Source organism: Amycolatopsis sp. NPDC051045 (assembly GCF_040682955.1).
In the GTDB taxonomy this organism is placed as follows: domain Bacteria; phylum Actinomycetota; class Actinomycetes; order Mycobacteriales; family Pseudonocardiaceae; genus Amycolatopsis.
Map to the genome: position 1 here is coordinate 103008 of NZ_JBFBCC010000003.1, position 20397 is coordinate 123404.

At 69.4% G+C, this 20397-nt stretch carries 28 protein-coding genes; 24 read left to right on the forward strand and 4 right to left on the reverse strand.

All coding sequences use genetic code 11. The features are described 5' to 3' along the window. The first annotated feature begins 177 nt into the window (after window positions 1–177). A complete protein-coding gene (locus tag AB0M80_RS08200; protein WP_364560659.1) occupies window positions 178–2247 on the forward strand; it encodes a phage minor capsid protein in 2070 nt (689 codons plus the stop codon). Next, window positions 2235–2492, forward strand: coding sequence for a hypothetical protein (locus tag AB0M80_RS08205; RefSeq protein ID WP_364560662.1), 258 nt, complete (start codon window positions 2235–2237; stop codon window positions 2490–2492). The genes AB0M80_RS08200 and AB0M80_RS08205 overlap by 13 nt, the downstream gene beginning before the upstream one ends. On the opposite strand, the gene AB0M80_RS08210 is transcribed toward AB0M80_RS08205, so the two are convergent. Together AB0M80_RS08210 and AB0M80_RS08215 are read right to left on the reverse strand one after the other, a co-directional pair. Continuing rightward, entirely contained in the window at window positions 2489–2797 is a 309-nt protein-coding gene (locus AB0M80_RS08210; RefSeq protein ID WP_364560664.1) for a hypothetical protein, read from the reverse strand. The two genes, AB0M80_RS08205 and AB0M80_RS08210, sit on opposite strands and share 4 nt — an antisense overlap. Beyond that, a complete protein-coding gene (locus AB0M80_RS08215; protein ID WP_364560666.1) occupies window positions 2794–3015 on the reverse strand; it encodes a hypothetical protein in 222 nt (73 codons plus the stop codon). Before AB0M80_RS08215 ends, AB0M80_RS08210 begins: the two co-directional genes overlap by 4 nt. Before the next feature lie 135 nt (window positions 3016–3150). Here AB0M80_RS08215 and AB0M80_RS08220 point away from each other — a divergent pair, with 135 nt between their 5' ends. The 5 genes from AB0M80_RS08220 to AB0M80_RS08240 all read left to right on the forward strand — a co-directional run bounded on the left by AB0M80_RS08220 (window position 3151) and on the right by AB0M80_RS08240 (window position 5935). After that, a complete protein-coding gene (locus AB0M80_RS08220; protein ID WP_364560669.1) occupies window positions 3151–3816 on the forward strand; it encodes a hypothetical protein in 666 nt (221 codons plus the stop codon). Window positions 3817–3834: 18 nt separating this feature from the next. Then, complete coding sequence (locus tag AB0M80_RS08225) at window positions 3835–4839, forward strand: major capsid protein (RefSeq protein ID WP_364560670.1); 1005 nt, start codon at window positions 3835–3837, stop codon at window positions 4837–4839. Beyond that, complete coding sequence (locus AB0M80_RS08230; protein WP_364560673.1) at window positions 4839–5123, forward strand: hypothetical protein; 285 nt, start codon at window positions 4839–4841, stop codon at window positions 5121–5123. Before AB0M80_RS08225 ends, AB0M80_RS08230 begins: the two co-directional genes overlap by 1 nt. A gap of 66 nt (window positions 5124–5189) precedes the next feature. Then, window positions 5190–5615, forward strand: a complete 426-nt coding sequence (locus AB0M80_RS08235) for a hypothetical protein (protein WP_364560675.1) — start codon at window positions 5190–5192, stop codon at window positions 5613–5615. Window positions 5616–5617: 2 nt separating this feature from the next. After that, window positions 5618–5935 (forward strand): hypothetical protein, encoded by a 318-nt coding sequence (locus tag AB0M80_RS08240; RefSeq protein WP_364560677.1) that lies wholly within the window; start codon window positions 5618–5620, stop codon window positions 5933–5935. Here AB0M80_RS08240 and AB0M80_RS08245 read toward each other — a convergent pair. Further along, the gene (locus AB0M80_RS08245; RefSeq protein WP_364560679.1) at window positions 5922–6467 is read right to left on the reverse strand and encodes a hypothetical protein; all 546 of its coding nucleotides are present in this window, start codon (window positions 6465–6467) and stop codon (window positions 5922–5924) included. The genes AB0M80_RS08240 and AB0M80_RS08245 overlap by 14 nt on opposite strands. Window positions 6468–6596: 129 nt before the next feature. Between AB0M80_RS08245 and AB0M80_RS08250 the strand changes: the two genes are divergently transcribed. From AB0M80_RS08250 to AB0M80_RS08330, 17 genes are all read left to right on the forward strand, one after another. After that, a complete protein-coding gene (locus AB0M80_RS08250; RefSeq protein ID WP_364560680.1) occupies window positions 6597–6941 on the forward strand; it encodes a hypothetical protein in 345 nt (114 codons plus the stop codon). After that, window positions 6938–7363: a minor capsid protein gene (locus AB0M80_RS08255; protein WP_364560682.1), complete on the forward strand. Its 426-nt coding sequence runs from the start codon at window positions 6938–6940 to the stop codon at window positions 7361–7363. The genes AB0M80_RS08250 and AB0M80_RS08255 overlap by 4 nt, the downstream gene beginning before the upstream one ends. 10 nt (window positions 7364–7373) lie before the next feature. After that, on the forward strand, window positions 7374–7952 hold the full coding sequence (locus AB0M80_RS08260) for a hypothetical protein (protein ID WP_364560684.1): 579 nt from the start codon (window positions 7374–7376) through the stop codon (window positions 7950–7952). Between the two features lie 30 nt (window positions 7953–7982). Beyond that, window positions 7983–8507, forward strand: coding sequence for a hypothetical protein (locus tag AB0M80_RS08265; protein ID WP_364560687.1), 525 nt, complete (start codon window positions 7983–7985; stop codon window positions 8505–8507). Next, window positions 8507–9052 (forward strand): hypothetical protein, encoded by a 546-nt coding sequence (locus AB0M80_RS08270; protein WP_364560688.1) that lies wholly within the window; start codon window positions 8507–8509, stop codon window positions 9050–9052. Before AB0M80_RS08265 ends, AB0M80_RS08270 begins: the two co-directional genes overlap by 1 nt. A gap of 239 nt (window positions 9053–9291) precedes the next feature. After that, window positions 9292–11688: a hypothetical protein gene (locus tag AB0M80_RS08275; RefSeq protein WP_364560690.1), complete on the forward strand. Its 2397-nt coding sequence runs from the start codon at window positions 9292–9294 to the stop codon at window positions 11686–11688. After that, window positions 11688–12572 carry a hypothetical protein gene (locus tag AB0M80_RS08280; protein WP_364560693.1) on the forward strand — a complete coding sequence of 295 codons (885 nt, stop codon included), beginning with the start codon at window positions 11688–11690 and terminating at the stop codon, window positions 12570–12572. Before AB0M80_RS08275 ends, AB0M80_RS08280 begins: the two co-directional genes overlap by 1 nt. A gap of 14 nt (window positions 12573–12586) precedes the next feature. Then, a complete protein-coding gene (locus AB0M80_RS08285; RefSeq protein WP_364560696.1) occupies window positions 12587–13786 on the forward strand; it encodes a hypothetical protein in 1200 nt (399 codons plus the stop codon). Next, window positions 13786–14916 (forward strand): hypothetical protein, encoded by a 1131-nt coding sequence (locus AB0M80_RS08290; RefSeq protein WP_364560699.1) that lies wholly within the window; start codon window positions 13786–13788, stop codon window positions 14914–14916. Before AB0M80_RS08285 ends, AB0M80_RS08290 begins: the two co-directional genes overlap by 1 nt. Continuing rightward, window positions 14916–15662, forward strand: a complete 747-nt coding sequence (locus tag AB0M80_RS08295; protein ID WP_364560702.1) for a hypothetical protein — start codon at window positions 14916–14918, stop codon at window positions 15660–15662. The genes AB0M80_RS08290 and AB0M80_RS08295 overlap by 1 nt, the downstream gene beginning before the upstream one ends. A gap of 66 nt (window positions 15663–15728) precedes the next feature. After that, window positions 15729–16115, forward strand: coding sequence for a hypothetical protein (locus tag AB0M80_RS08300; RefSeq protein ID WP_364560705.1), 387 nt, complete (start codon window positions 15729–15731; stop codon window positions 16113–16115). Window positions 16116–16141: 26 nt separating this feature from the next. Beyond that, window positions 16142–17122 carry a LysM peptidoglycan-binding domain-containing protein gene (locus AB0M80_RS08305; protein WP_364560707.1) on the forward strand — a complete coding sequence of 327 codons (981 nt, stop codon included), beginning with the start codon at window positions 16142–16144 and terminating at the stop codon, window positions 17120–17122. A 128-nt stretch (window positions 17123–17250) separates the two neighbouring features. Further along, window positions 17251–17577: a hypothetical protein gene (locus tag AB0M80_RS08310; RefSeq protein WP_364560710.1), complete on the forward strand. Its 327-nt coding sequence runs from the start codon at window positions 17251–17253 to the stop codon at window positions 17575–17577. A gap of 3 nt (window positions 17578–17580) precedes the next feature. After that, the gene (locus AB0M80_RS08315) at window positions 17581–17931 is read left to right on the forward strand and encodes a hypothetical protein (protein WP_364560712.1); all 351 of its coding nucleotides are present in this window, start codon (window positions 17581–17583) and stop codon (window positions 17929–17931) included. Beyond that, entirely contained in the window at window positions 17918–18220 is a 303-nt protein-coding gene (locus AB0M80_RS08320) for a hypothetical protein (RefSeq protein WP_364560715.1), read from the forward strand. The genes AB0M80_RS08315 and AB0M80_RS08320 overlap by 14 nt, the downstream gene beginning before the upstream one ends. A 14-nt stretch (window positions 18221–18234) precedes the next feature. Then, entirely contained in the window at window positions 18235–19278 is a 1044-nt protein-coding gene (locus tag AB0M80_RS08325; protein WP_364560718.1) for a hypothetical protein, read from the forward strand. Next, entirely contained in the window at window positions 19278–19895 is a 618-nt protein-coding gene (locus tag AB0M80_RS08330; protein WP_364560721.1) for a hypothetical protein, read from the forward strand. The genes AB0M80_RS08325 and AB0M80_RS08330 overlap by 1 nt, the downstream gene beginning before the upstream one ends. Before the next feature lie 8 nt (window positions 19896–19903). Here AB0M80_RS08330 and AB0M80_RS08335 read toward each other — a convergent pair whose 3' ends face one another. Further along, window positions 19904–20365 carry an NUDIX domain-containing protein gene (locus AB0M80_RS08335; protein ID WP_364560724.1) on the reverse strand — a complete coding sequence of 154 codons (462 nt, stop codon included), beginning with the start codon at window positions 20363–20365 and terminating at the stop codon, window positions 19904–19906. Window positions 20366–20397: the final 32 nt, after the last annotated feature.

Consider the following 20397-nt stretch of genomic DNA (forward strand, 5'->3'; position numbering starts at 1 on the left):
CCCACTATCAGGGGCAATGGTTCTGCGCCCCTCCTCAAGACTGCGACCCGGCGATCATTAATTTTCTTGATCGTTTTGCGTGCGCCGCAGACAGAGCCCTGATTACTCCGCCACGTTCGGCGCTCAAGCAATAGATCAAATGACGCACTCAGTGATTGTGGTCATTGTGGGGGTGCTATGTCCTGGGCGCCCGCGTCCCACCATGCCTCCGCCGACGTCGTCGAGCAGCTCGCCGCGGACATCCTCGCGTTGTACACGCAGGCCGAGGCGCGGTTGCTCGACGACATTGCCCGTCGGGTTCGGGCCGGGCGGGACGTGCCTGAGTGGGCCGCGCAGAAGGCCGCCGCGGCGCGTGAGCTTCGGCTCGCCGCCGAGCGGATCGCTACGCAGGTCACCGGGCAGGCAGGCCAGGCGGCCGCCGATTCCGTGTTCGCCGCGTGGCAGGCCGGCGTCGAGCAAGGGCTCGCCCAGCTCGCCGAACTCGGCGCGCTGTCGTCCGAGCAGCTCGAGCAGCTCGCGGGCGTGGTGCCCGGAATGCAGGCGGCCGCCATCCTCGCCGCCGACCTCACCAGCCGACTCGAGGCGTTGCCGCTGCGCGTCTTGCGCTGGCAGCAGGACGCCTATCAAACGGCGGTCGCCGCAGCGGCGCCCGATCAGTTGCTCGGTACCGGCACGATCCACTCGGCGCAGCGCGCCGCGTGGGACCGGCTCGCCGCCCAAGGCGTGACCGGATTCGTTGACCGCGCCGGCCGCGACTGGAACCTCGCGAGCTACGTCGAGATGGCCGTGCGCACCGCGACCGGGCGCGCGTGGAACGACGGGCACCTCGCTCGCATGGCGCAGGCCGGCGTCGATCTGGTCACGATCACCCGCTCGCGCCATGCCTGCCGGCTGTGTACCCGCTGGGAAGGGCGGGTGTTGGCGCTGTCCGGTCCGGCCGGCGAGCACCAGGTCGAGCACACCCTCACCGACGAGACGGTCACCGTCGACATCACCGCCACCGTCGAGCAGGCGCGGCTCGAGGGGCTCATGCACCCGAACTGTCGGCATCAGTTCGTGCCCTACCTGCCCGGGGTGACCAAGCTCGACGAGATCCGCGAGCACGACGCCAAGGCCGAGCAGGACCGTGAAGACCTGCGCGCGCTCGAGCGCAAGGTGCGCCGGAACAAGCGCAAGGCCGCGGCCGCACTCACCGACGACGAGCGCCAGGCCGCCGAGCGTCGGGTGCGCGAGACACAAGCCGAGATCCGCGAGCACGTGAAGCGGACCGGGCTCAACCGCAAGCGCTACCGCGAGCAAGTCAACCTCGGACACGGCGACCTCCGGGCCGCCGAGCGCCGGCGCGACCAGCTCGCCGACCAGGTCGCCGAGGGCAGCACCGAACAGAACCGGCTCGACGCCATCGCCGCCGAGAAAGGCCGCCGGCGTGAAGCCGAGCGGCTCGCCGCGGAGAAGGCTGCGGCCGACAACGCCATCGCCGACGCGCTCACCGCGCAGCAGCGGACGCCAGCCGAGCTGAGCGACGACGAACTCGCCGTCGCCGACCAGGTGTTCGCCGAGCGCGCCGAGTTGCTCGGCAAGCCCGGTCAGGTCGGGCGGACGCACCAGGCCGTACGGGACGAAATCGAACGGCGGGCCGCGCCGCCGGCCGCACCCGTCGATCTCCGGGAGCTGTCCGACGAGCAGCTCGCCGACCGGCTCGCCGAGGTCAGCGACGACGAGGACGCGGTCGCCGCGGTGCTCGCGGAGCTGGACCGGCGCGAAGCCGACCAGCAGTACGCCGACGCGGTCGCCGACGAGCCGGACGCCGAGAAGTGGGCCGAGGTCGACAGGCTCGTCGAGACCGGACTCGACTACGAACAGGCGTACGCCGAGGTGTTCGACAAGGACGTCGAGAAGATGCGCCGCGAGGACGCCATCGCCCGGCTTCGGCGCGAGGGCTACCGCGGCCGCGGGTTCGACGAACTCGCCCGCGCCGCGTACGCCGAGCGGCTCGAGCGCGACTACTTCGCCGCTGAGGCCGCGACCAACGGCGTCCTACTCACCGCGGAAGGACAGCGCGCCGGGCAGGACCCGCGGAACCTGTGGCGCCAGAACGAGAACTACGCCCGCCGGTGGGCGTCCGACGAGCTGAAACAGTGGTGGGACGAAAACGGTAGGGTCACGTTCGACCAATTCGTCGCCGAGCAGCTCGGCGGCGGCAACGGCGAACGGTTCCGCACCGGGGGTGAGTCGTGGCTGCAATAACCGCCGAGCAGGTCCGCGCCGCCCGCGACCAGGGCTACGCGGCCGGCTACGGACTCGCGCCACCAACGCCAAACCCGTACGCCCCGGCGCACGTGCCCGAGTGGCTCGGCCCGCGGACGCCCGCCGAGCGCGCCCACCACGCGAATGCCGAGCGCGGACCGCTCGCGCTCGCGCGCGTGTGGCGCCAGGGCTACCAAGACGGGCAAGCCGCCTACGCGCGCGAGCGTTCAGCCGGAGACAGCTAGGCCGGTTCGGACGGGCCGCCGTCGAGTAGCTCGCGTTCCCAGTCCCTCAATTCCGGCTCAACCTTCGGTGCAGGCGGCCGACCGCCACCCGCGCCGCGCCCTGGCATTCCGGCGCGCCATTGCTCGATCTCTGGCACGCGCTCCGGCAGCCAACCAGGGATGCCACCGTCGATTTCGACGTCTGGCGTAGGGAACGGGTGCGACGAGTCGGCGGGGTAGCGCTTGAGCCATTTGTCGACCGCGTGCCGGGTAACGCCGAAACGCTCGGCCAGACCGTTTACGCCGAGGTAGCGAACGGTGCTCACGAGAGCACCACCCCGCCGAACAGCTCGTCGCGGACATAGAGCGTCATGGGGCCGACGGGTTCCGGCCACGCGAACGGGGCCGGCTCCGCGACCGCGTTTTCGGCCGCGACCTCGGCGCACGCCTCCCAGATATCGACCTGTCCCGGGATCTGGTCGGCGATGTGCTGGCGCATGGCCTCTGCCTCGAGCAGCGGCTTGACCTCGAAAAGCGCGTCCATCTTTTCACCCCTCAAAACCTTGTCTCGATTTGAGACCAGGTTAAAGGTGCGCATAAGCCTTGTCAACGATCGAGACAACGTTTCTTCCTCGGCCAGGCGCCGAGAACCCATCCCACGACCGCCCAGGAGGCAACCGTGTCTGCACCCATCACCCCGGCCGACCCCGCCGGCGAGCCGGCCGGGACAACCGGCGAGCCGGCCGCCACCGGTCAGCAGCCGCCGGCAGCCGGTCAGCCGAGCGCGCCGGCACCGGCACCTGCCGATCAGGGCGCGGCCGCGGACGAACTCGCCGCACTGGACCCGGCGACGCTGGCGAAGATGGTGCGCGACCTGCGCACCGAGAACGCCGCGGACCGCACGAACGCGAAGACGAAGGCAGCTGACGAAGCGCGGCAGCAGCTCGCGCAGGACATCGGCAAGGCCCTCGGCCTGGTCGCCGGCGACGACGACAAGGCCGACCCGGCCAAGCTGGCCGAGCAGGTCACCGCCGAGCAGCAGCGCGCCCGCGCCGCCGCGGTCGAGCTGGCCGTGTTCAAGTCCGCCGGCCCGCTCGGCGCGGACCCGGCCGCGCTGGTCGACTCGCGCGCATTCCTCTCCGCGGTCGAGCAGCTCGACCCCGCCGCGGCCGACTTCGCCGACAAGGTCGGCGCAGCGATCACCAAGGCCGTGACCGACAACCCGAAGTTGCGCGCCGCCGGCCAGGTGCCGCCGCGCAGCAGCGGGCAGCACGCCGGCGGGTCCGGCGAGAAGCCCGCCGCGAAGTCGCTCACGGACGCCATTTCCCGCCACTACGGCAGCTAAGCCCCATAGGAGAGTTCCATGCCCGTGACCTTGGCCGAGGCCAAGAACAACGCACAGACCGACTACGACCCGGCCGTGATCGACGAGTTCCGCAAGGAATCGGCGATCCTCGACTCGCTGATCTTCGACGACGTCGTCAATCCCTCCGGCGGGGGCGCGACCCTCACCTACGGGTACCGCCGACTGATCACCCAGCCGACCGCGGATTTCCGCGCGCTCAACTCCGAGTACGCGCCGCAGAACGTCACCACCGCGCCCTACTCGGTCAACCTGGCCGTGCTCGGTGGCTCGTATGAGATCGACCGGGTTATCGCCAAGGTCGGCCCGGCCGCGTCCGCCGCGGTGTCGCTGAACATGTCGCAGAAGATCAAGGCCGCGAACACCCGGTTTCAGGACGCGGTAATCAACGGCGACACTGCTGTCGACACCAACGGGTTCGACGGGCTCGACAAGGCGCTCGTGGGCTCCACCACAGAGTTTCGCGCCAGCCAGGTCACCGACTGGACCGACTTCGACACCAACGCGCGCGCCGAGCACAAGGCGCTCGACGCCGTCGACGAGTTCCTCTCGCTGCTCGACGGCGCTCCGTCGGTGGTCATCGGCAACGCGAAGTCGCTTGCTCGAGTCCGGGCGGCCGCGCGCCGAGCCGGCATGTACACCCGCGACCCGGTCGAGGGGCTGATCGGCGTCAACGGCCGGCCGGTGGTCCGCGAGACCTACGGCGGGGTGCTGCTCGTCGACGCCGGCGCGAAGGCCGGCACGAACAACCCGATTGTGCCGATTCTCGGCCGGACCGTTGGCGGCACCGCGGCGACCGGGCTCACCGACTTGTACGCCTACCGCGTGGGGCTCGACGGCTTCCATGGCGTCGCGACCGTCGGCACGCAGCTCGTCGAGAGCTGGCTGCCCGACTTCACCGTCGCCGGCGCCGTGAAAAAGGGCGAGGTGGAGCTCGGTCCGGTCGCCGTCGCGCTCAAGGCCACGAAATCCGCCGCCGTCTTCCGCAACATCAAGGTGCAGTGATGCCACGACACACCATCGAAACCCCCGTCGCCGACTACGCGGGCACCGTCGCCGGCGTCCGGTTCACCGCCGGCCGCGGCGAGACCGACGACGAGAACGCCGTCGCCTACTTCCAGCGCCAGGGCTACACCGTGACGCCAGTCGAGGACGACGTCGAGCCCGACGAGCCGCCCGACGACGACCCGCCGAACGACACCCCGCCCGTCGACGAGGTACCGGTCGACACCCCGCCGGCCGAGCCCGACGGGACCAAGCGCGCCAGCCGCCGGACGCCCGTGAAGTAGCCGCCGCGGCCGGCACCCGCCCCGACGGGCACCGGCCGCGGCTTCCAGCGACGAGAGGGGGGCGCCGTGGCGCGCGTGTACGCGACCGCCGAGGACTACGCGAATTGGCTCGACGTCACCACCCCTCCCGACGGCGTCACCCGGCAGCTCGCCCGCGCGTCGCAGCTCGTCGACTGGCTGCTCGTCACCGCGGTCTACCTCACCGACCCGGCCGGCTACCCGAGCGATCCGAACGTGCGCGCCGCGGTGCGCGACGCCACGTGCGCCACCGTCGCATGGTGGGAAGACACCGGCGACGACTCCGGCGCGGCCTCCCGGTTCACCTCCACCGGCATCGGGTCTGTGACCCTCACCCGGGCGACCACCGCGGCCGCCGGCACACCCGGCGGCGCACAGGTCGCACGGCTCTCGCCCGAGGCCATGCAGATACTGACCGCGGCCGGCCTGCTCGGCGACGGCCCGGTCGAGCAGGAGGTCGCTCGGTGGCGCTAACCATGCCCGCGTTCCTGCTCCCGCACACCGTGACCGTCAAGCCTTACACCGGCAGTGGCGCGTACGGGCCGACGTTCGGCCGGCCGTTCACCGTCCGCCGCGCGTACGTCGAGGACCGCCGGCGCAGGGTTCGAGCGACCGACGGCGCCGAGACCATCAGTGAAACGACCGTGATCACCCAACCCTGCGCCGCGATACCGGCCGGCTCGGAGGTCACCGTGTGGCCCGGGACGCCAGCCGAGCGCACAGCGACCGTCATCACCTCGAGCACCCTCGATCATCCCAGCGCGCCGGCGCACCTCGAGATTACCCTGACGTGATACCCGGCGAGTTGGGCGACTCCTCTTGCTGAAGTAAGACTCGATAAAATCGCGTGCTCGCCCACATATAGGTCAAGAGGAACGAAACAGACATTCCACCAAGGATAATCAATACTACAAAGGTTGCCCCCGAGCCCGGATCGCCTGTCTTATCGCCAAGTGTGACACCTACTCGCGTCGCCACCACACCCAAGGCGTCGACAACTTTCCGTATTTCAATGAGACCTACCCCTACAATGATCTTCGTCAGCCAGTCTGACACTTGAACTAAGTTCGTGTTTGCCTGATAGAAACGGGCGCTCATACCAGGACTATTCGGCGCAGATTTGGGCACACCGAAGAGAAATCCTGCGATCCCTCCGAGCGCCGCAGCAGCATACAATGTCATCACAGCGACAGCGACTCTTTGCGCAACACCGTCGCCAAGCGTGAAAAGAAGAGCCGCGGCGACCGCAATCAGCGTCCAGACGATCGACGCAATCAAAACCAAGTCGCTGAATTCAGCAGATTTTGCGGGTGGCTTATCTGGCACGGATACCACACCCTTGCTCTAGTCGTAATTCACGCCGTGCGATCGCTTCCAAGTGCGCAGCATGTTGTCAAGGTCGCAACAGACCACGCAGTTGTTACAGAAGCCGACGTATCGATTGGAGCCTTACCCATGCGACTCAAGGCCGAGTTCCGCTGGAAGGGCGATCACGTCCTCGATGACTTCACCCGCGGCGCAGAGAAGGGCGTCAAGCTCGCCGCCAAGCATGTCCGCGGCGTCGCCGTGAACCGCGCCCCGAAGGACACCGGCGCACTCCGGAACACTGGCACGGCGACCACCGACGGGCTCACCGGTGCCGTCTCGTTCGACACCGAGTACGCCGTGCCTCAGCACGAAGAGGAGACCTGGCACCACGAGGACGGCCAGGCGAAGTACCTCGAGTCCGCACTCGACGACGAGGTCGACGTCGCCCGGCAGATCATCGCCGCGCAGATCCGGAAGGCGACTCGCTCATGAGGTTCGTCGTCGAGCTGGGCGACCTCATTGCCCGCCACCTGGCCGGGGCCGGCGTCGGAACCTACCGACCCGACGCCGCCTACTCGGCCACCGAGACCGGCATCGTGTTCGGCGGCTTGCTGGCCGACCCGCCGCGGGTGGTCGCCTTGCTGCTCTACCCGCTCACACACGACACCGACGCCGACGCCGAGTACGGCCTGCGCATCCGATTCCGCACGGCCGGCCAGGACCCGCGCGACCTGTTCGACCTGGTCGACGCCGCGTTCGACGCGCTCGCCGGCGCCGGCGAGCAGCAGCTCGGGCTCGGCGTCCACCTGGTCACTCGCGAGACCTCAAACCCCAGCGGCACCGACCAGAACGGTCGCTACGTGCACACCGACACCTACCGAATCCAGGCACATCAACCAACTCGTTACCGCTAATCTGCGATTCATGCAGAGTAGCAGCAGCGTTCCAACCTGGGTTCCGATAGTTGTAGCAATCCTTGGCATTCTCGGAATAATTGCCGGACAAGTAGTAAATTCATGGAAAGAAGAGCGACGATGGAAGCGTGAGCTAGCACGCGAAGATGTTCGATGGCAAAGAGAGCAAGAGAGGCATTCAGAGCAACACCGCCACGACAAGCAGCAGAAAAACCGTGAGCTCCAGATGCAAATATACGCAGATCTCGTTGCCACGATGACGAAGATCGAAACCAACTTAGTGGCGAATATCTCTGTACCAGATGGACATCGTCATGAAGTCGAGCTACTGCACTCCGAAAATCAGCAACTGAACAACGAATCCGCTCAACTGTTAGCCAAGATTCAAATGATCAGCACAGAGGAGATTGCAGATGCCGCAACCTCCTTTCAGGAATCACTAATTGCACGAAGTCACCAAATCTTTCATAAATCACGTGACGAGTCCGGCCTTGAAGAGGCTGAGCGGCTAATCGATGAGATCTTTCGTCCCTATAATCATGCACAGAAACAGTTCTTCGATGCCGTAAAGGCCGAGTTCTTGGACTGACTACATTGCCCGTCCTATAGAAGGAGACATATGCCGCTACGTTCCATGCTCGCGAGTGACTGGGCGCTCGATGTCGACACCGCCGCGAGCGGCGCGACCGCGCCGCAGTGGACGCCCGTGCGCGGGCTGTCGAACTTCTCGGAGAGCACCGATGACAACACCGAGGATGACTCGACCAACGACGCGCCCGGGTGGGGCGCCGACGTCATTACGCAGCGGAAATGGAAGGTCGAGGCCGAGGGCAAGCGCAAGCGGGACACCAGCGCGAGCACCTATACCCCCGACCCCGGCCAAGAGTTCATCCGCAAGGCCGCGCGCAAGGTCGGGTTCTCGGCCGACGTGCATGTGCGGTGGTATCGCCGGGACGGCTCGCCGGACGCGTCCGAGGGTTACGCGCAGGTATCGGAGTTCACCAAGGGCGGCGAGACGACCGACCTCGAGCCGTTCAACTTCACGTTGCTGGGCCAGGGCGAGCCGCTCGAAATCGCCAACCCGGTGACCACGCCGCCGGCCGGCGGCACCGCGGCGGCTGCGACGACGAGCGGGGGCAAGTGATGGCGTATCGGGATCTCGACGAACTGCTCGACGGCGGGCTCGAGCTGCCCATCGGCGGCAAGGTCTACGCCGTCCCGCCGGTCGACGCCGAGACCGGTCTGCGGTTGCAGCGGCTTCACGACTGGATGTTCGGCGTAGCGGCCGCGGTCAAGGCGCACGAGGATAACCCCGACGCCGGCGAGCTGTCGGTGCCGGAACCGGGCGGCGAGCTGCTGTCGGACGCGCAGGAAATCGACATGTACCGCAAGTCGCTCGGCACGGCCTACGACGAGATGCTCGCCGACGGCGTCGCCTGGCCGCGGTTCAAGGTGGCCGGCATGACGGCGTTCCTGCACCACACGCAGAGTCCGGAGGCCGCCGAGGCGTACTGGAACGCCGGCGGCCGCCCGGAAGCCTCGGCGGGGAATCGGGCGAGCCGTCGCGCGGCGGCCCGATCGACCCCGCAACGGGCATCCGGGAGTGGTACGACCCCGACACGGAAGGCGGCGCCGGCGACGGCCCGCGCTGGTCGGACATCTTCACGCGCTGGTCGCTCGTCGAGCTAGACCTGCACGAGGTCTACGGGCTCGACCTCGAGGCGCCCGGCCTGCTGCGCGCCCGCTCGTGGCGCTGGCTGCGCATCCGTATCGCCGGCTTGTTCTTCACCGACGCCAGCCGACTACGCCGCGCGCTCTACCCCGAGCCCGGTTAACCCGTTAACAGCCGTGGCGCATTAACGCGTTAACGCCCCCTGGAGCACCAGAGCCGCCCCGCCCGTGAACGAGCAGCGGGCGGGGGTGGTCCCGTGGCGCTCACCATCGGCGAGCTTGTCGGTTACCTCCGCATCGACGACAAGGGCGTCGCCGGCAAGCTCGCGCAGGCCCGCGCCCGGTTCGCTGCTGCGGCCCGGGACACGGACGTCTACGACAACGCGCTCGTGCGCGCGGGCAAGTCCGCGCGCGACATGGCGCTCTCCGCCGGCGCGAGCGCGCTCAAAGTCGGTGCGCTCGCCGGCGCTGCCAACCTGGCCGGCGGTGCACTCGGCGCGCTCGGCGGCGGCATCGTCACAGCATCCGGCGCGCTGCTGATCCTGCCCGGTGCCGCGGTCGCCGGCGGCGCAGCACTGGCCTCCCTCAAGGTTGGGTTGTCTGGGTTCGGCGACGCCTTGAAGGCGATCGATGATCCGGCAAAGTTCGCCGAAGCCACCGCGAAACTCGCCCCCGCGGCACGCGACACGGCGAACGCCGTGCGCGCACTGGCGCCGGCGTGGGACGCGGTCAAGCGCTCGGTACAGCAAGAGCTGTTCTCCGAGATGGGCTCGGTGGTGCGCCAGCTCGGCGCGCAATACCTGCCGATTCTCAAGCGCGGCATGACCGACGTCGCCTCGAGCTTCGGCGTCGGCGCCGCCGGCCTGGCCGCGTTCCTGCGGGAAGCGCGGACCGGGCGCGACGTCGCGACGATCTTCGACAACTCCTCGACCGCCGTGTCGAACCTGGCCGAGGTCACGCAGCCACTCGCACAGGTGTTCCGCGACGTCGCGACGGTCGGATCGACGGTGCTCGCCGACTTGACCACGGGCGCGGGATCGGCAGCCGAGCGGTTCGCCGCGTTCATCTCCGCGGCGCGCGAGTCTGGGCAGCTCGAGGCGTGGATGCGCAACGGGCTGAACGCGCTTCAGCAGCTCGGCCAGCTCGCCGGCAACGTCGGCGGCATCATCTCGGCCGTCTTCTCGGCGATGTCGGCAAACGGCACGTCGACGCTCGACGTGTTGTTGCAGGCCACCGGCGCCGTGCGGGACTTCCTCAACTCCGCGCAAGGCGCCACGCTGCTACAGCAGATCTTCGGCGGCATCGCCGCAGCCGGCCGCGGCTTGGCCCCCGTGCTCGCCGAGATCGGTCGCGTTCTCGCGTCCGACGTCGGCCCGGCAATCGCACTTCTCGGCCCGCAGCTCGGCGACGCGCTCGCCTCGCTCGCCCCCGCCGTTGCGCCGCTGGGCAGCGTGCTCGCCGCGCTCGCGCCCGTGGTCGCCGCGGTCGCGCGGAGCTTGGCCGGCGGCCTGGCCTCTGCCGTTGAGTCCCTCGAGCCGACAGTCGTCGCGCTGGCCCCCGGGCTCGCCACATTGGCCGGGCAGATCGGCACCGTGCTCGCCGCGGCGCTCCAGGTCGCCGGCCCCCTGCTGGCGATGCTGGCCGGGTTCCTGTCCGACAACATGACGTGGCTCGGTCCACTGGCGATCGGGTTCGGCACCGTCGCCGCGGCCGCCGGACCGCTCACGACCCTGGTCGGCGGTCTCTCGACCGCCTTCCGCAGCGCGACGACGATTTTCAACGCCTTGCGCGTCGCGATGATGACCAACCCGTTTATTTTTATCGCAACGGCCGTCGCGCTTCTCGCCGTGCTGATCATTTCAAATTGGGACACGATCAAGAACACGATTGGCGCCGCGCTCGACTGGATCGGAAATTTCATTTCTGGCGCGGTCGACTTCATCGTCAATCTGTTCTTGAACTGGTCGCTACCCGGCCTGATCATCAAGCACTGGGACACCATCGTGGCCGGCGTCCGCACGGCGGTGAACTGGGTCCTTGACGCGGTCGCGTGGCTCGGCTCCCTGCCGGGCAAGGTGGCCGCCTGGTTTGGAGATCTGGCGAGGTCAGCGATAGGCAAGGCGGCCGAGCTGGTCGACTGGCTACGCGGCTTGCCGGGCCGCGTGCTCGACGGACTCGGCAATTTCGGATCGCTACTTCTGAACGCCGGGCGCGATTTGCTCACCGGTTTGTGGAACGGGATTCAGAATGCGGCGAGCTGGCTCAAAAGCAAGGTGCTCGGGTTCTTCGGCGGCCTGCTGCCCGGCTGGGCAAAGGACATTCTCGGGATTCACTCGCCATCGACCGTTTTCGCCGGTATTGGTCGGTGGATTCCGCCCGGCCTGGCCGGCGGCATCGACAAGGCGGCCGGCGTCGCGCTGCGCTCGGCGTCGGATCTCGCCACCCGCGTGTCCGACACGATGGCGGCCGGCTTGACCACGCCGCAACTCGCGTTCGCCGGCGCGCCCGGCCGCGGCGGCGGCCCGGCGACCGGCACCTACGCGGCAAGCGGAAACCGGGCGACCGTCCACATTGACCAGTTCCACGCGACGCCGGCGCAGTCGCCGGCCGACATCGCCGGCGAGCTGGACTGGTTGAGCCGCGGGGGTGGGTAGTGGCTGCTGGGGACCTGATCACCCGCGACGGACAACTCGAGTGGCGGGGCACCCTGCTCGGCGCCGGCACGGCGTACGGGTGGCGTGCCCTCGAGGGATGGCTCGACCTGCCGCAGATGCGCGGCGGCGACATCGACCGGCCCGGACAACACGGCGCATTCCCTGGGCAGTTGCTCGCCCAGTCGCGCACGATCACGTACTCGTACGTGATCTCGGCGCGGCGTGCCACGCGCGAGCAGTACGCGGCCGTCCTCGATCGGTTGCGCGCAGCCACCACGCCGACGGAGAACCCCGACGAGGAACCGCTCGTGATCCGGCTCGCCGGCCGGACCTGGCAGGCACTCGCCCGATGCACCCGCCGCCTGATTCCCACCGGACTCGCCTACGACACCGGCTACGTCGCGGGCGCTGTGCAGTGGGTGGCGACCGATCCGCGGTTGCTCGAGCTACCCGGCTACAGGGCCTCGACGATGCTCGGCGCGGTCGACGCCGGTGGGCTCGGCTTCCCACTGCGGTTTCCGATGCGGTTCGGTGCCTCGGCCCGCGGCGGAGCCATCACATGGGCGAACAACGGCACAGCCGAGGCGTGGCCGGTCTGGCGCATCGCCGGCCCGGTCCGCGGCCCCTCGATCACCCGCCGCGACACCGGACAGGCGCTCGAGTTCGATCCCGACTGGATCATCCCGGCCGGCCAAGTCGTCGAGGTCGACACGCTCGCCCGAACCGTGTTGTTCGTCGGCAGCAACGTCTCGGCGTCCGATCGCCTGTTCACCCGCGGGTGGTTCAGCTTCCCGCCCGGCCGAGAGATACAGGCCGTTTTCGATTCTGCTGCACCGAGTTCCGACTCGCGCCTGTCGGTGACCGTGCACAACACCGCCATGTGAGACGGAGGTTCCTCATGCCCGAGCGCAATTCGTGGGCCGTCGGCTCCGACGCTCACCCGCTCATCACCACCGAAGATGCCCGGGTCGCGGTGTCCGCGCTGCTCGTTCCTGGGCCGAGCGCGATCACCGCTCGCGACGGCATTCGACCCGGCCCGGCAACCCCGGGGCGCGTGCACGCGGCTGGCACGGCAAACGGCTCGATCGTGGTCGAGCCCTTCCAGGGCAGCATCCGCGCTTCCCGCGGCGTCGGCTCGTACCTGGTGTCGCTGGACAGCCCGAAGGCCCTCGACGTGCTCGCCGTCCCTGCCTCCCCGGCGAACGACCGTTACGACCTGGTGATCGCCCAGCAGTCCGACGAGTTCTACCTCGACACCGCGACGAAATTCGAGGTCCGACTCGTGCGAGGTACCGCGTCGGCGACGCCGAGCGACCCCGTCGTCGACGGCTCTCTCGACTGGTTCCCCCTCGGCCGCGTCCGGGTGACCGCCGGCGCGGACAAGATCACCGACGCCATGATCGACCAGCTAACGCCTGGGTGGACGGTCGCTCTCGGCGGGCTGCTGCCCGTCGGCAGCGACGCCGAACGCAACGCGCTCGCCGCCTACCCCGGGCAATCGGTCTACCGCATCGACAAGGGATGGACCGAGGTCTACGACGGCGCCGCATGGCGCGTGCGTGGACAGGTGACCGCGGTCGCCCTGTCCGACATCACCGATCCGTACCCCGGTCAGCTCGTCGTGCTCGCTGGTACCGGCGGGCTGTACCGCTGGAATGGCGAGAAGTGGCTGTACGCCGCCCTGCTCAGCGGGGCGACCCCGGGCGGCGACTGGACGATCACCACAAACCAGCCGACCTCGAACTCGCCGACCCTGCTCACGTTCCCGCAGGTCAACCGGCCTCCGGTCGGCATCAGCCTCGCCGGCGGGGTGTTCACCGTCGGCGAACCCGGCTGGTGGGAGCTGTCGCTGAACCTGCGCTACGGGCTCGGCAACATCGACAAGTACGCCATGATCGGCGGCTCGTCCGCGGGGAACCTGTGGGCGAAGGACAGCACGGGCGGCGGCGGCAACAACGTCTCGGCCTCTACCTCGAGGTGGCTCGGCAAAGGCGCCACCTTCCGGTGCTACGGCTACTCGGGCGCGGCGAACGCAGTCACCAAGGAATCGGCCGACGACCTGATCAGCGGATTCACCGCGGTGTGGCGGGGGCCGTGATGGCGCTTCCGACGTACACCTACCTTGTCGCCGACCTGCGCAGCGGCCGCGTGCTCGACGAACTGCCGCTGTCCGGGGTCAAGTACAACAAGCCGTTGAACGACGCCGGCAAGTTCTCCGGCACGTGGAACCTGTCCCGCCACCCAGCCACCCGCCGGCGTGATCCCTACGAGCTGACCATGCCGGCCCGACGCGCGCTGTACGTCCTACGGGACGACCGGCCGATGTGGGGCGGGCTCATCTGGACCCGCAAGTACGACAGCAGCACCGGCGCGGTCGACATCCAAGGCGCGGACTGGTGGAGCTACTTCGACCACCGCAAGGTGTTGCCGCTGCTGCCCGACACCGTCGCGGTCGACCGGGTCGCCACCCTCACCACCCGGTTCAACGACACGGAGCAGAACGACATCGCGCGGCGCCTGGTTCAGCTCGCGCAGTCACACGCCGGCGGCGACATCGGGGTCGAGGTCGAGGACTCGCAATCGTTCATCTACCGCGACCGCGAGTACCCCGGGCACGCGTTGGCCGACACCGGCGAAGCCCTGCGCCAGCTCTCGAGCGTCATCGACGGCCCCGACATCATGTTCGGGGTCGCCCCGGGAACCGGCGGCCGCGTCCGCCGGATCATGCGCGTGGGCACCCCACGGCTCGGCCAGGCCGGCACCGTCCACGTGTGGGAGACCGGCGGCAACATCCTCACCTACGTGTGGCCCTCCGACGCTACGCGGATGGCCACGCGCACCTTCGCCGCCGGCGACGGCGTGGCCGAGGGAACCCCGATCGCCGTCGCCGAGGACACCGCGAAGTACCCGGAGCGCTGGCCGTTGCTCGAGTCCGAACAGGGCTACTCGAGCGTGAGCGACGCCGACACCCTGCAAAGCCACGCAGACGCCGACCAACTCGTCGCCCGACTGCCCGTCGTGCTCCCCACGCTCACCGTCCGCGGCAACACCGCCCCCTACGTCGGGGAGTGGGACACCGGCGACGACGTCCGCGTCGTCATCCGAGACGAATTCATGCGCCGCGGGCTGGACACCGCCATGCGGATCGTCGACGCGCAGTACGCGCCGGGCGAGTCCGTCGAAACCGTCACCATCACCATGAGTCCCCTGATCGAGGATGCCGCGTAATGCAGGTCAACCAGCCCTCCAACATCATCGACCGCGTCATCGCCCTTGAGCGCGAACTCGCCGCCGTCCGCAAAAAGGTCGGCCTGTCCTCGGCCGTGATCGCGCGCGGCGGCTTGACCCTTGTCGACGACAGCTACATCAAGATGACCGACTCCGACGGCGTGGAAATCCTCTACATCGGCCCCGACGCCGAGGGGAAACAGCGGTTCGTGCTCCGCCGGGAAGGCGGCGCAACGCTCATGTACACCGCTGGATCGGCGCAGTTCGGCCGCGACTTCTGGGCGATGACTGATTCCACCGGCCGTGTCATCGTGTCCGACAGCGCCGAGGTAGGCGCCGGCCTCGCGCGTCCCTACCTTCCCGTCCCGCTCTATCCGCGGTTCCTCCCGCACACCTTCTCGCCCGACCCGGATCTCGGCGACGTCGGCTTTTGGAGCATCGACGCCGGGCTGCTCTCCGGCGAAACCAGGCTGTGGGAAGGCCGCGCCTCGATATCGCACCCGTGGATGAGCGTCGTTGGCGTCTGGGGCTGGGCGGTCGACCGGCCGAACCCGACGTACCGGCTCAGGCTCGACGGCACGGAAGTTGGCGCGTGGAACGTCAACGTCGGCGCCGTGGTATCTCGTCAAGGCCGATTCAGCGTCGCCGAATTTGTCGGGCGGGACTGGGTGAAAGTCGAGCTGACCGTGTCGGTATCCGGCTCGGGCACGGTCGCCTGTCAGCTGCTCGGCTGCTACTGCCACTAGCCCGCACCACCTCACCGGCCGCAACGCGCGGCCATTTCGTCATGCCCTGAAACAGCAAGGAACCCCGTGAATCTCGCCGCTCTCGGCGTGCTCGACATCGCCGGGATGGCGGGTGTCGCCGTCGCCGCATACCTCGTCATCCGTCGCGTGTGGACAGCAGTCCGCAGCGCCGCGCGCGGCCTACGTCGACTCGGCCACTTCGCCGACGACTGGTTCGGCGAGCCCGAACGCAACGGCGCACCGGCCCGACCCGGCGTGATCGAGCGCATTGCCGCCATCGAAACCGACGGCGCGGCCACCCGCGACGACGTGCGCAACCTGGTCGAGCGCGTCGAGCGGGTCGAGCACGAGCTGCGGCCCAACTCCGGCACGAGCCTGCGCGACGCAATCGACCGCGTCGAGAGTGCCGTCGCCGAGCCTGCCGAGCCACCCATCACCCGCAAGAACCGTTGACACACAACCATTTTCGGGAGGTACCCATGCTCTACGGAATTGACCTCAGCCACTACCAGGGCGGCGCGTTCGACCTGAGACGCACGCGCGCCGAGGGATTCGACTTCGCGTTTCTCAAGGCCACCGACGGCGCGGGATGGGTCGACCCGCAGTTCGGCCGCAACCTCGGCGAGGCCCGCGGCGCCGGCCTGCTCGTCGCCGCCTACCACTACCAGCGCGGCAACGCCTCGGCCGCGGCACAGGTCGACACCATCACCCGCACCGTTCCGCGCGACGTGCCCGTGATCCTGGACGTCGAGAAGGGCAGCGGAAACCTCACGCTCACGCGCGACATCGTCGGCCGCCTGCGCGGCGCCGGCTACGCCGTCCCGCTCACCTACATCCCGCGCTGGTACTGGCGAGACACCCTCGGCTCGCCGTCCCTCGACGGCCTGCCGCCGCTGTGGTCGAGCCGCTATCCGGACATGAACGGCGGGTACGCCTCCCAGATTTACGAGCACGTGCCCGCGAACTACTGGGATGGCTACGGCGGCGCCGGCGTCGAGGTCTTGCAGTTCACCAGCTCGGCCACCGTCGCCGGACACACCCCGGTCGACTCCGACGCCTACCGCGGCACCCGCGAGCAGCTCGCCGCGCTGCTGGGCACCAACCCCGCCGGCACCCCGACGCCCCCGGCCCCGCCCGCGCCCCCGGCGCCGCCGGCCGCCGGCACGTACACCGTGAAGTCGGGCGACACCCTCTCGGGCATCGCCGCCCGCCTCGGCACGACCGTTGCCGCGCTGGTCCAGGCGAACGGCATCGCCAACCCGGACCGCATCTACGCCGACCAGGTGCTCCAGCTCGCCGGCGGCGCCCCGTCCGGCGGCCGCCGCATCCAGATCCGGCCCGGCGACACCCTCTCGGGCATCGCCCAGCAGTACGGCACCACCGTCGCCGCCATTGCCGCACGCAACGGCATCGCCAACCCGAACAAGATCAACGCGGGCGCCTGGCTCACCCTGCCGTGACCTCGACACCGGCCGGTGCGTTCTACGCCGCTGTGCTGCTCGGCTGGTTCGCCGGCGTCGCCGCCCGCACCTTCGTCCGCCTCTATGAGCGGCTCGACTCCCTACCCCCGAGAAAGGAACGAACAACCATGCCCACTTCCGTCCCCGGCGAGCCGGACACCCCGCAGCGCCAGCTCGGCGAGCGGCTCGCCGCGTGGCTGCGCTCGGACCGCGTCACGTCGTGGGTGCGCACCGTCGTACCCGCACTGTGGTCCGCCGGCGTCGCCTACCTGGTCGCGCTCGGCCTACCCGGCTGGCTCACCGAGCCGGCGAACGGACTCGGCCAGACAGCCGCCGTGCCGATCGTGCTCGGCGCCGTCTACGCCGGGTTGCGCTGGCTCGAGCCGCGAGTGCCGAGCTGGCTCGCGCGGTTCCTGCTCGGCTCGAGCCGCCCGCCCACCTACGACCAGGAGTAACCCGTGCCCGCCCTGCACGACGACGTCGTGATCGAGAAGGGCGCCGAGTGGGGTCGAGCGTGGCCGGTCACCTCAGGTGGCCGGCCGCTCGACCTTTCCGGGTGGACCGTGCGCGCGCAGGTCCGCGAACGCATCGACGCCGGCGACGTGCTGCACGAGTGGTCGACCACGGCCGGCAACGCCAGCACCGCAGACTCGCGGGTCACGCTCACCGTGACCGCGGCGACCTCGCGCGCCTGGCCGTGGCTCGCCGGCGTCTTCGACGTGCTGCTCATCGACCCCATCGGCCGCGTCGCCCGGATCGTCGATGGCACCGTGCGCGTGTCTCGGGGGGTGACCCGTGACAGCCCTTGAGCCCGAAGCCGGCCCACCGGTCGCGCTCGACTGGCTCGCCGTCGGTACTCCCGTCGACACCGCGCCGCCAGGCGAGCCGGGCGACTTCCTCGAGTTCGGCCACCGCCACGAGCAGACCATCGCGGCCGCGGTCTGGAACATCTTCCATCCGCTCTCGTTCACCCCCGCCGGCGTGCACGTCATCGAGTCCACCGGCGAGCCGCTGCTCGGCGTGGTCACCTACCCGGCCGCCGGACACGTCCGCATCGAGTTTTCCGCGCCGTGCTCCGGCGTGGCCTACCTGAGCTAGGAGAGCCCCCGACCATGGCCGACTTGAAGTTCGGCACCCACACCGACCACGGGCTCAACGAAGCCCGCAACCTGGTCGCGCACAAGGTCGCCAGCCTCCCCGCCGGCGCCGAGGCGCAGGTCATCTACCACAACGGCCGGTTGAAGATCCGCGACGCCGCCGGCAACTGGATCGACCCGACCGCCCGCGCCAACCACACCGGCAACCAGCCGGCCTCGACCGTGTCCGACCTGCGCGCGACCGTCACCGGCTACCGCCTCGACGAGTTCACCGCACCCACCGCGCCCGTCAACGCCGGCGCCCAGCGCATCACCAACGCCGCCCCGGGCTCGGCCGCCGGAGACCTCGCCACGTACGGGCAGCTCCAAGACGCCATAGCCGCCGCGGCCGCCGGCGTCTCGTTCAAAGCCGCCGTCCGCCTGGCCACCACCGGACCCATCACCCGCACCGGGCTCGCCGCCGTCGACGGCGTCACCCCGAACCCCGATGACCGCGTGCTCGTCAAGGCACAGGCCGACCCGGTCGAGAACGGCATCTACCTCGCCAAGGCGGGCGCGTGGGCGCGCGCCGCGGACGCCGACAGCCCCGGGGACCTGCGCGGCGGCGCCGTCGTCGCCATCGATGAAGGCGCCACCAACGGCGACCGGCTCTACCTGCTCACCACCAACGGCAGCATCTCGCCCGGAGTGACCGGGCAGACATGGGCCGTCTACGGCACCGGCTCGGACGGCTTCACCCTCGCCGGCGCCGGCCTGCTCGCCGTCGGCGCCGACACCATCGCCGTCGGCGCCGGCCCCGGCATCGTCGTCACCGCGGACGCCGTCGCCGTCGACACAGCCGTCGTCGCCCGCAAGGTCATCGCCAACGTCACGCCCACCGCGGCCGGCCCGGTCACCATCCGGCACGGCCTCGGAAATCAGTTCGTCGACGTCTCGGTCTACGACATCAGCACCACCACGCCGGCGCTCGTGCTCACCGGCGTGGACCTCACCGACGCCGACAACGTCGCACTGTCCTTCGGCGGCGCCGGCACCTACCGCGTGGTGGTGGTCGGGTAGTGGCCGGCGCACTCGAGTACCGCGGACCGGCCCCGGTCGACGGGGTCGACGTCGCCACGATGGAGCAGCTACCCACCGCCGAAGCGCAAGCCACCGACACCACGCTCTACGGCGACCAAGTCTCGACGCTCCGGCGCGCCGATGCCATCTGGGGCGAGACCCTCTCACCCGGCTACCTCACCGTGTGGGCGACCATCGCGTCGCGCTCGCTCGCCTCGACGTTGGCGAAGTTCTGCGTTTACGCCGTGCACACCGGGCTCACCGGGTTTGACTTCGGCGTCTACGTCGGGCCGAACGTGTCCAGCCTCGACCGAAAGGTCACGGTGTCCGGGCTGACATGGATAGCTACCGCCGGCATGAAGTCGGTCAACCTCGGCACGGTCGCCGTCAACCGCGGCGACGCCGTCGCGTTCGCTGGCCTCACCACCGGCAGCGGGACCGCGCCGAGGCTCGCCTCGACCACGCCGGCCACCGGCGCAGGCGCGTCCGCGCTGCTCAACGAAACCCCGTATAGCGTGTACCGGTCCGGGCAGGTCGCCCCGTTGCCGTTGACGCTCAACCTGAACGATGCCGCGTGGACCAGAGCAAATCAGAAGTTCTGGGGCTCGCTGCGCTGAGCAGTCGGTCAGGCGAGAACAGGCCGCGGCTGATCGGCCCAGCCGAGCAGACCGAACGGGACACCGTCGAAGTAGGCGCGAATACCGGCGAGCGGATACGGGATCACGTCGTCGGGCAGGCGGTCGCGCCGAAACCACTCAACGGCTGAGCACTTGTCGGGCTCGCGGTTGTACGGCTCGCCGGACCAGCGGCGAGCCTCGAAGAACACGCCCAGCCGCGGCACGGGCCCAGACCCGGCGACGTGCAACGTGTGCACGTGCCGCAAGTCGGCCGGATCGATGAGCACCCCGACCTCCTCGCCGCCCTCGCGCGCCGCACCAGCGGGCAGAGACTCACCGGCGTCGAGCTTGCCGGATGGAAGATGCCACATGCCGCCGCCGTACGTTCCGCGGCGCTGGATGAGCAAAAGATCATCGCCGCGGACGAGCAGAACATGCACGTCAATGATGGTGTGTTGGCCGTTGGGCATCCGGCGAGATCCTCACGGGGTGACGGGTGCTG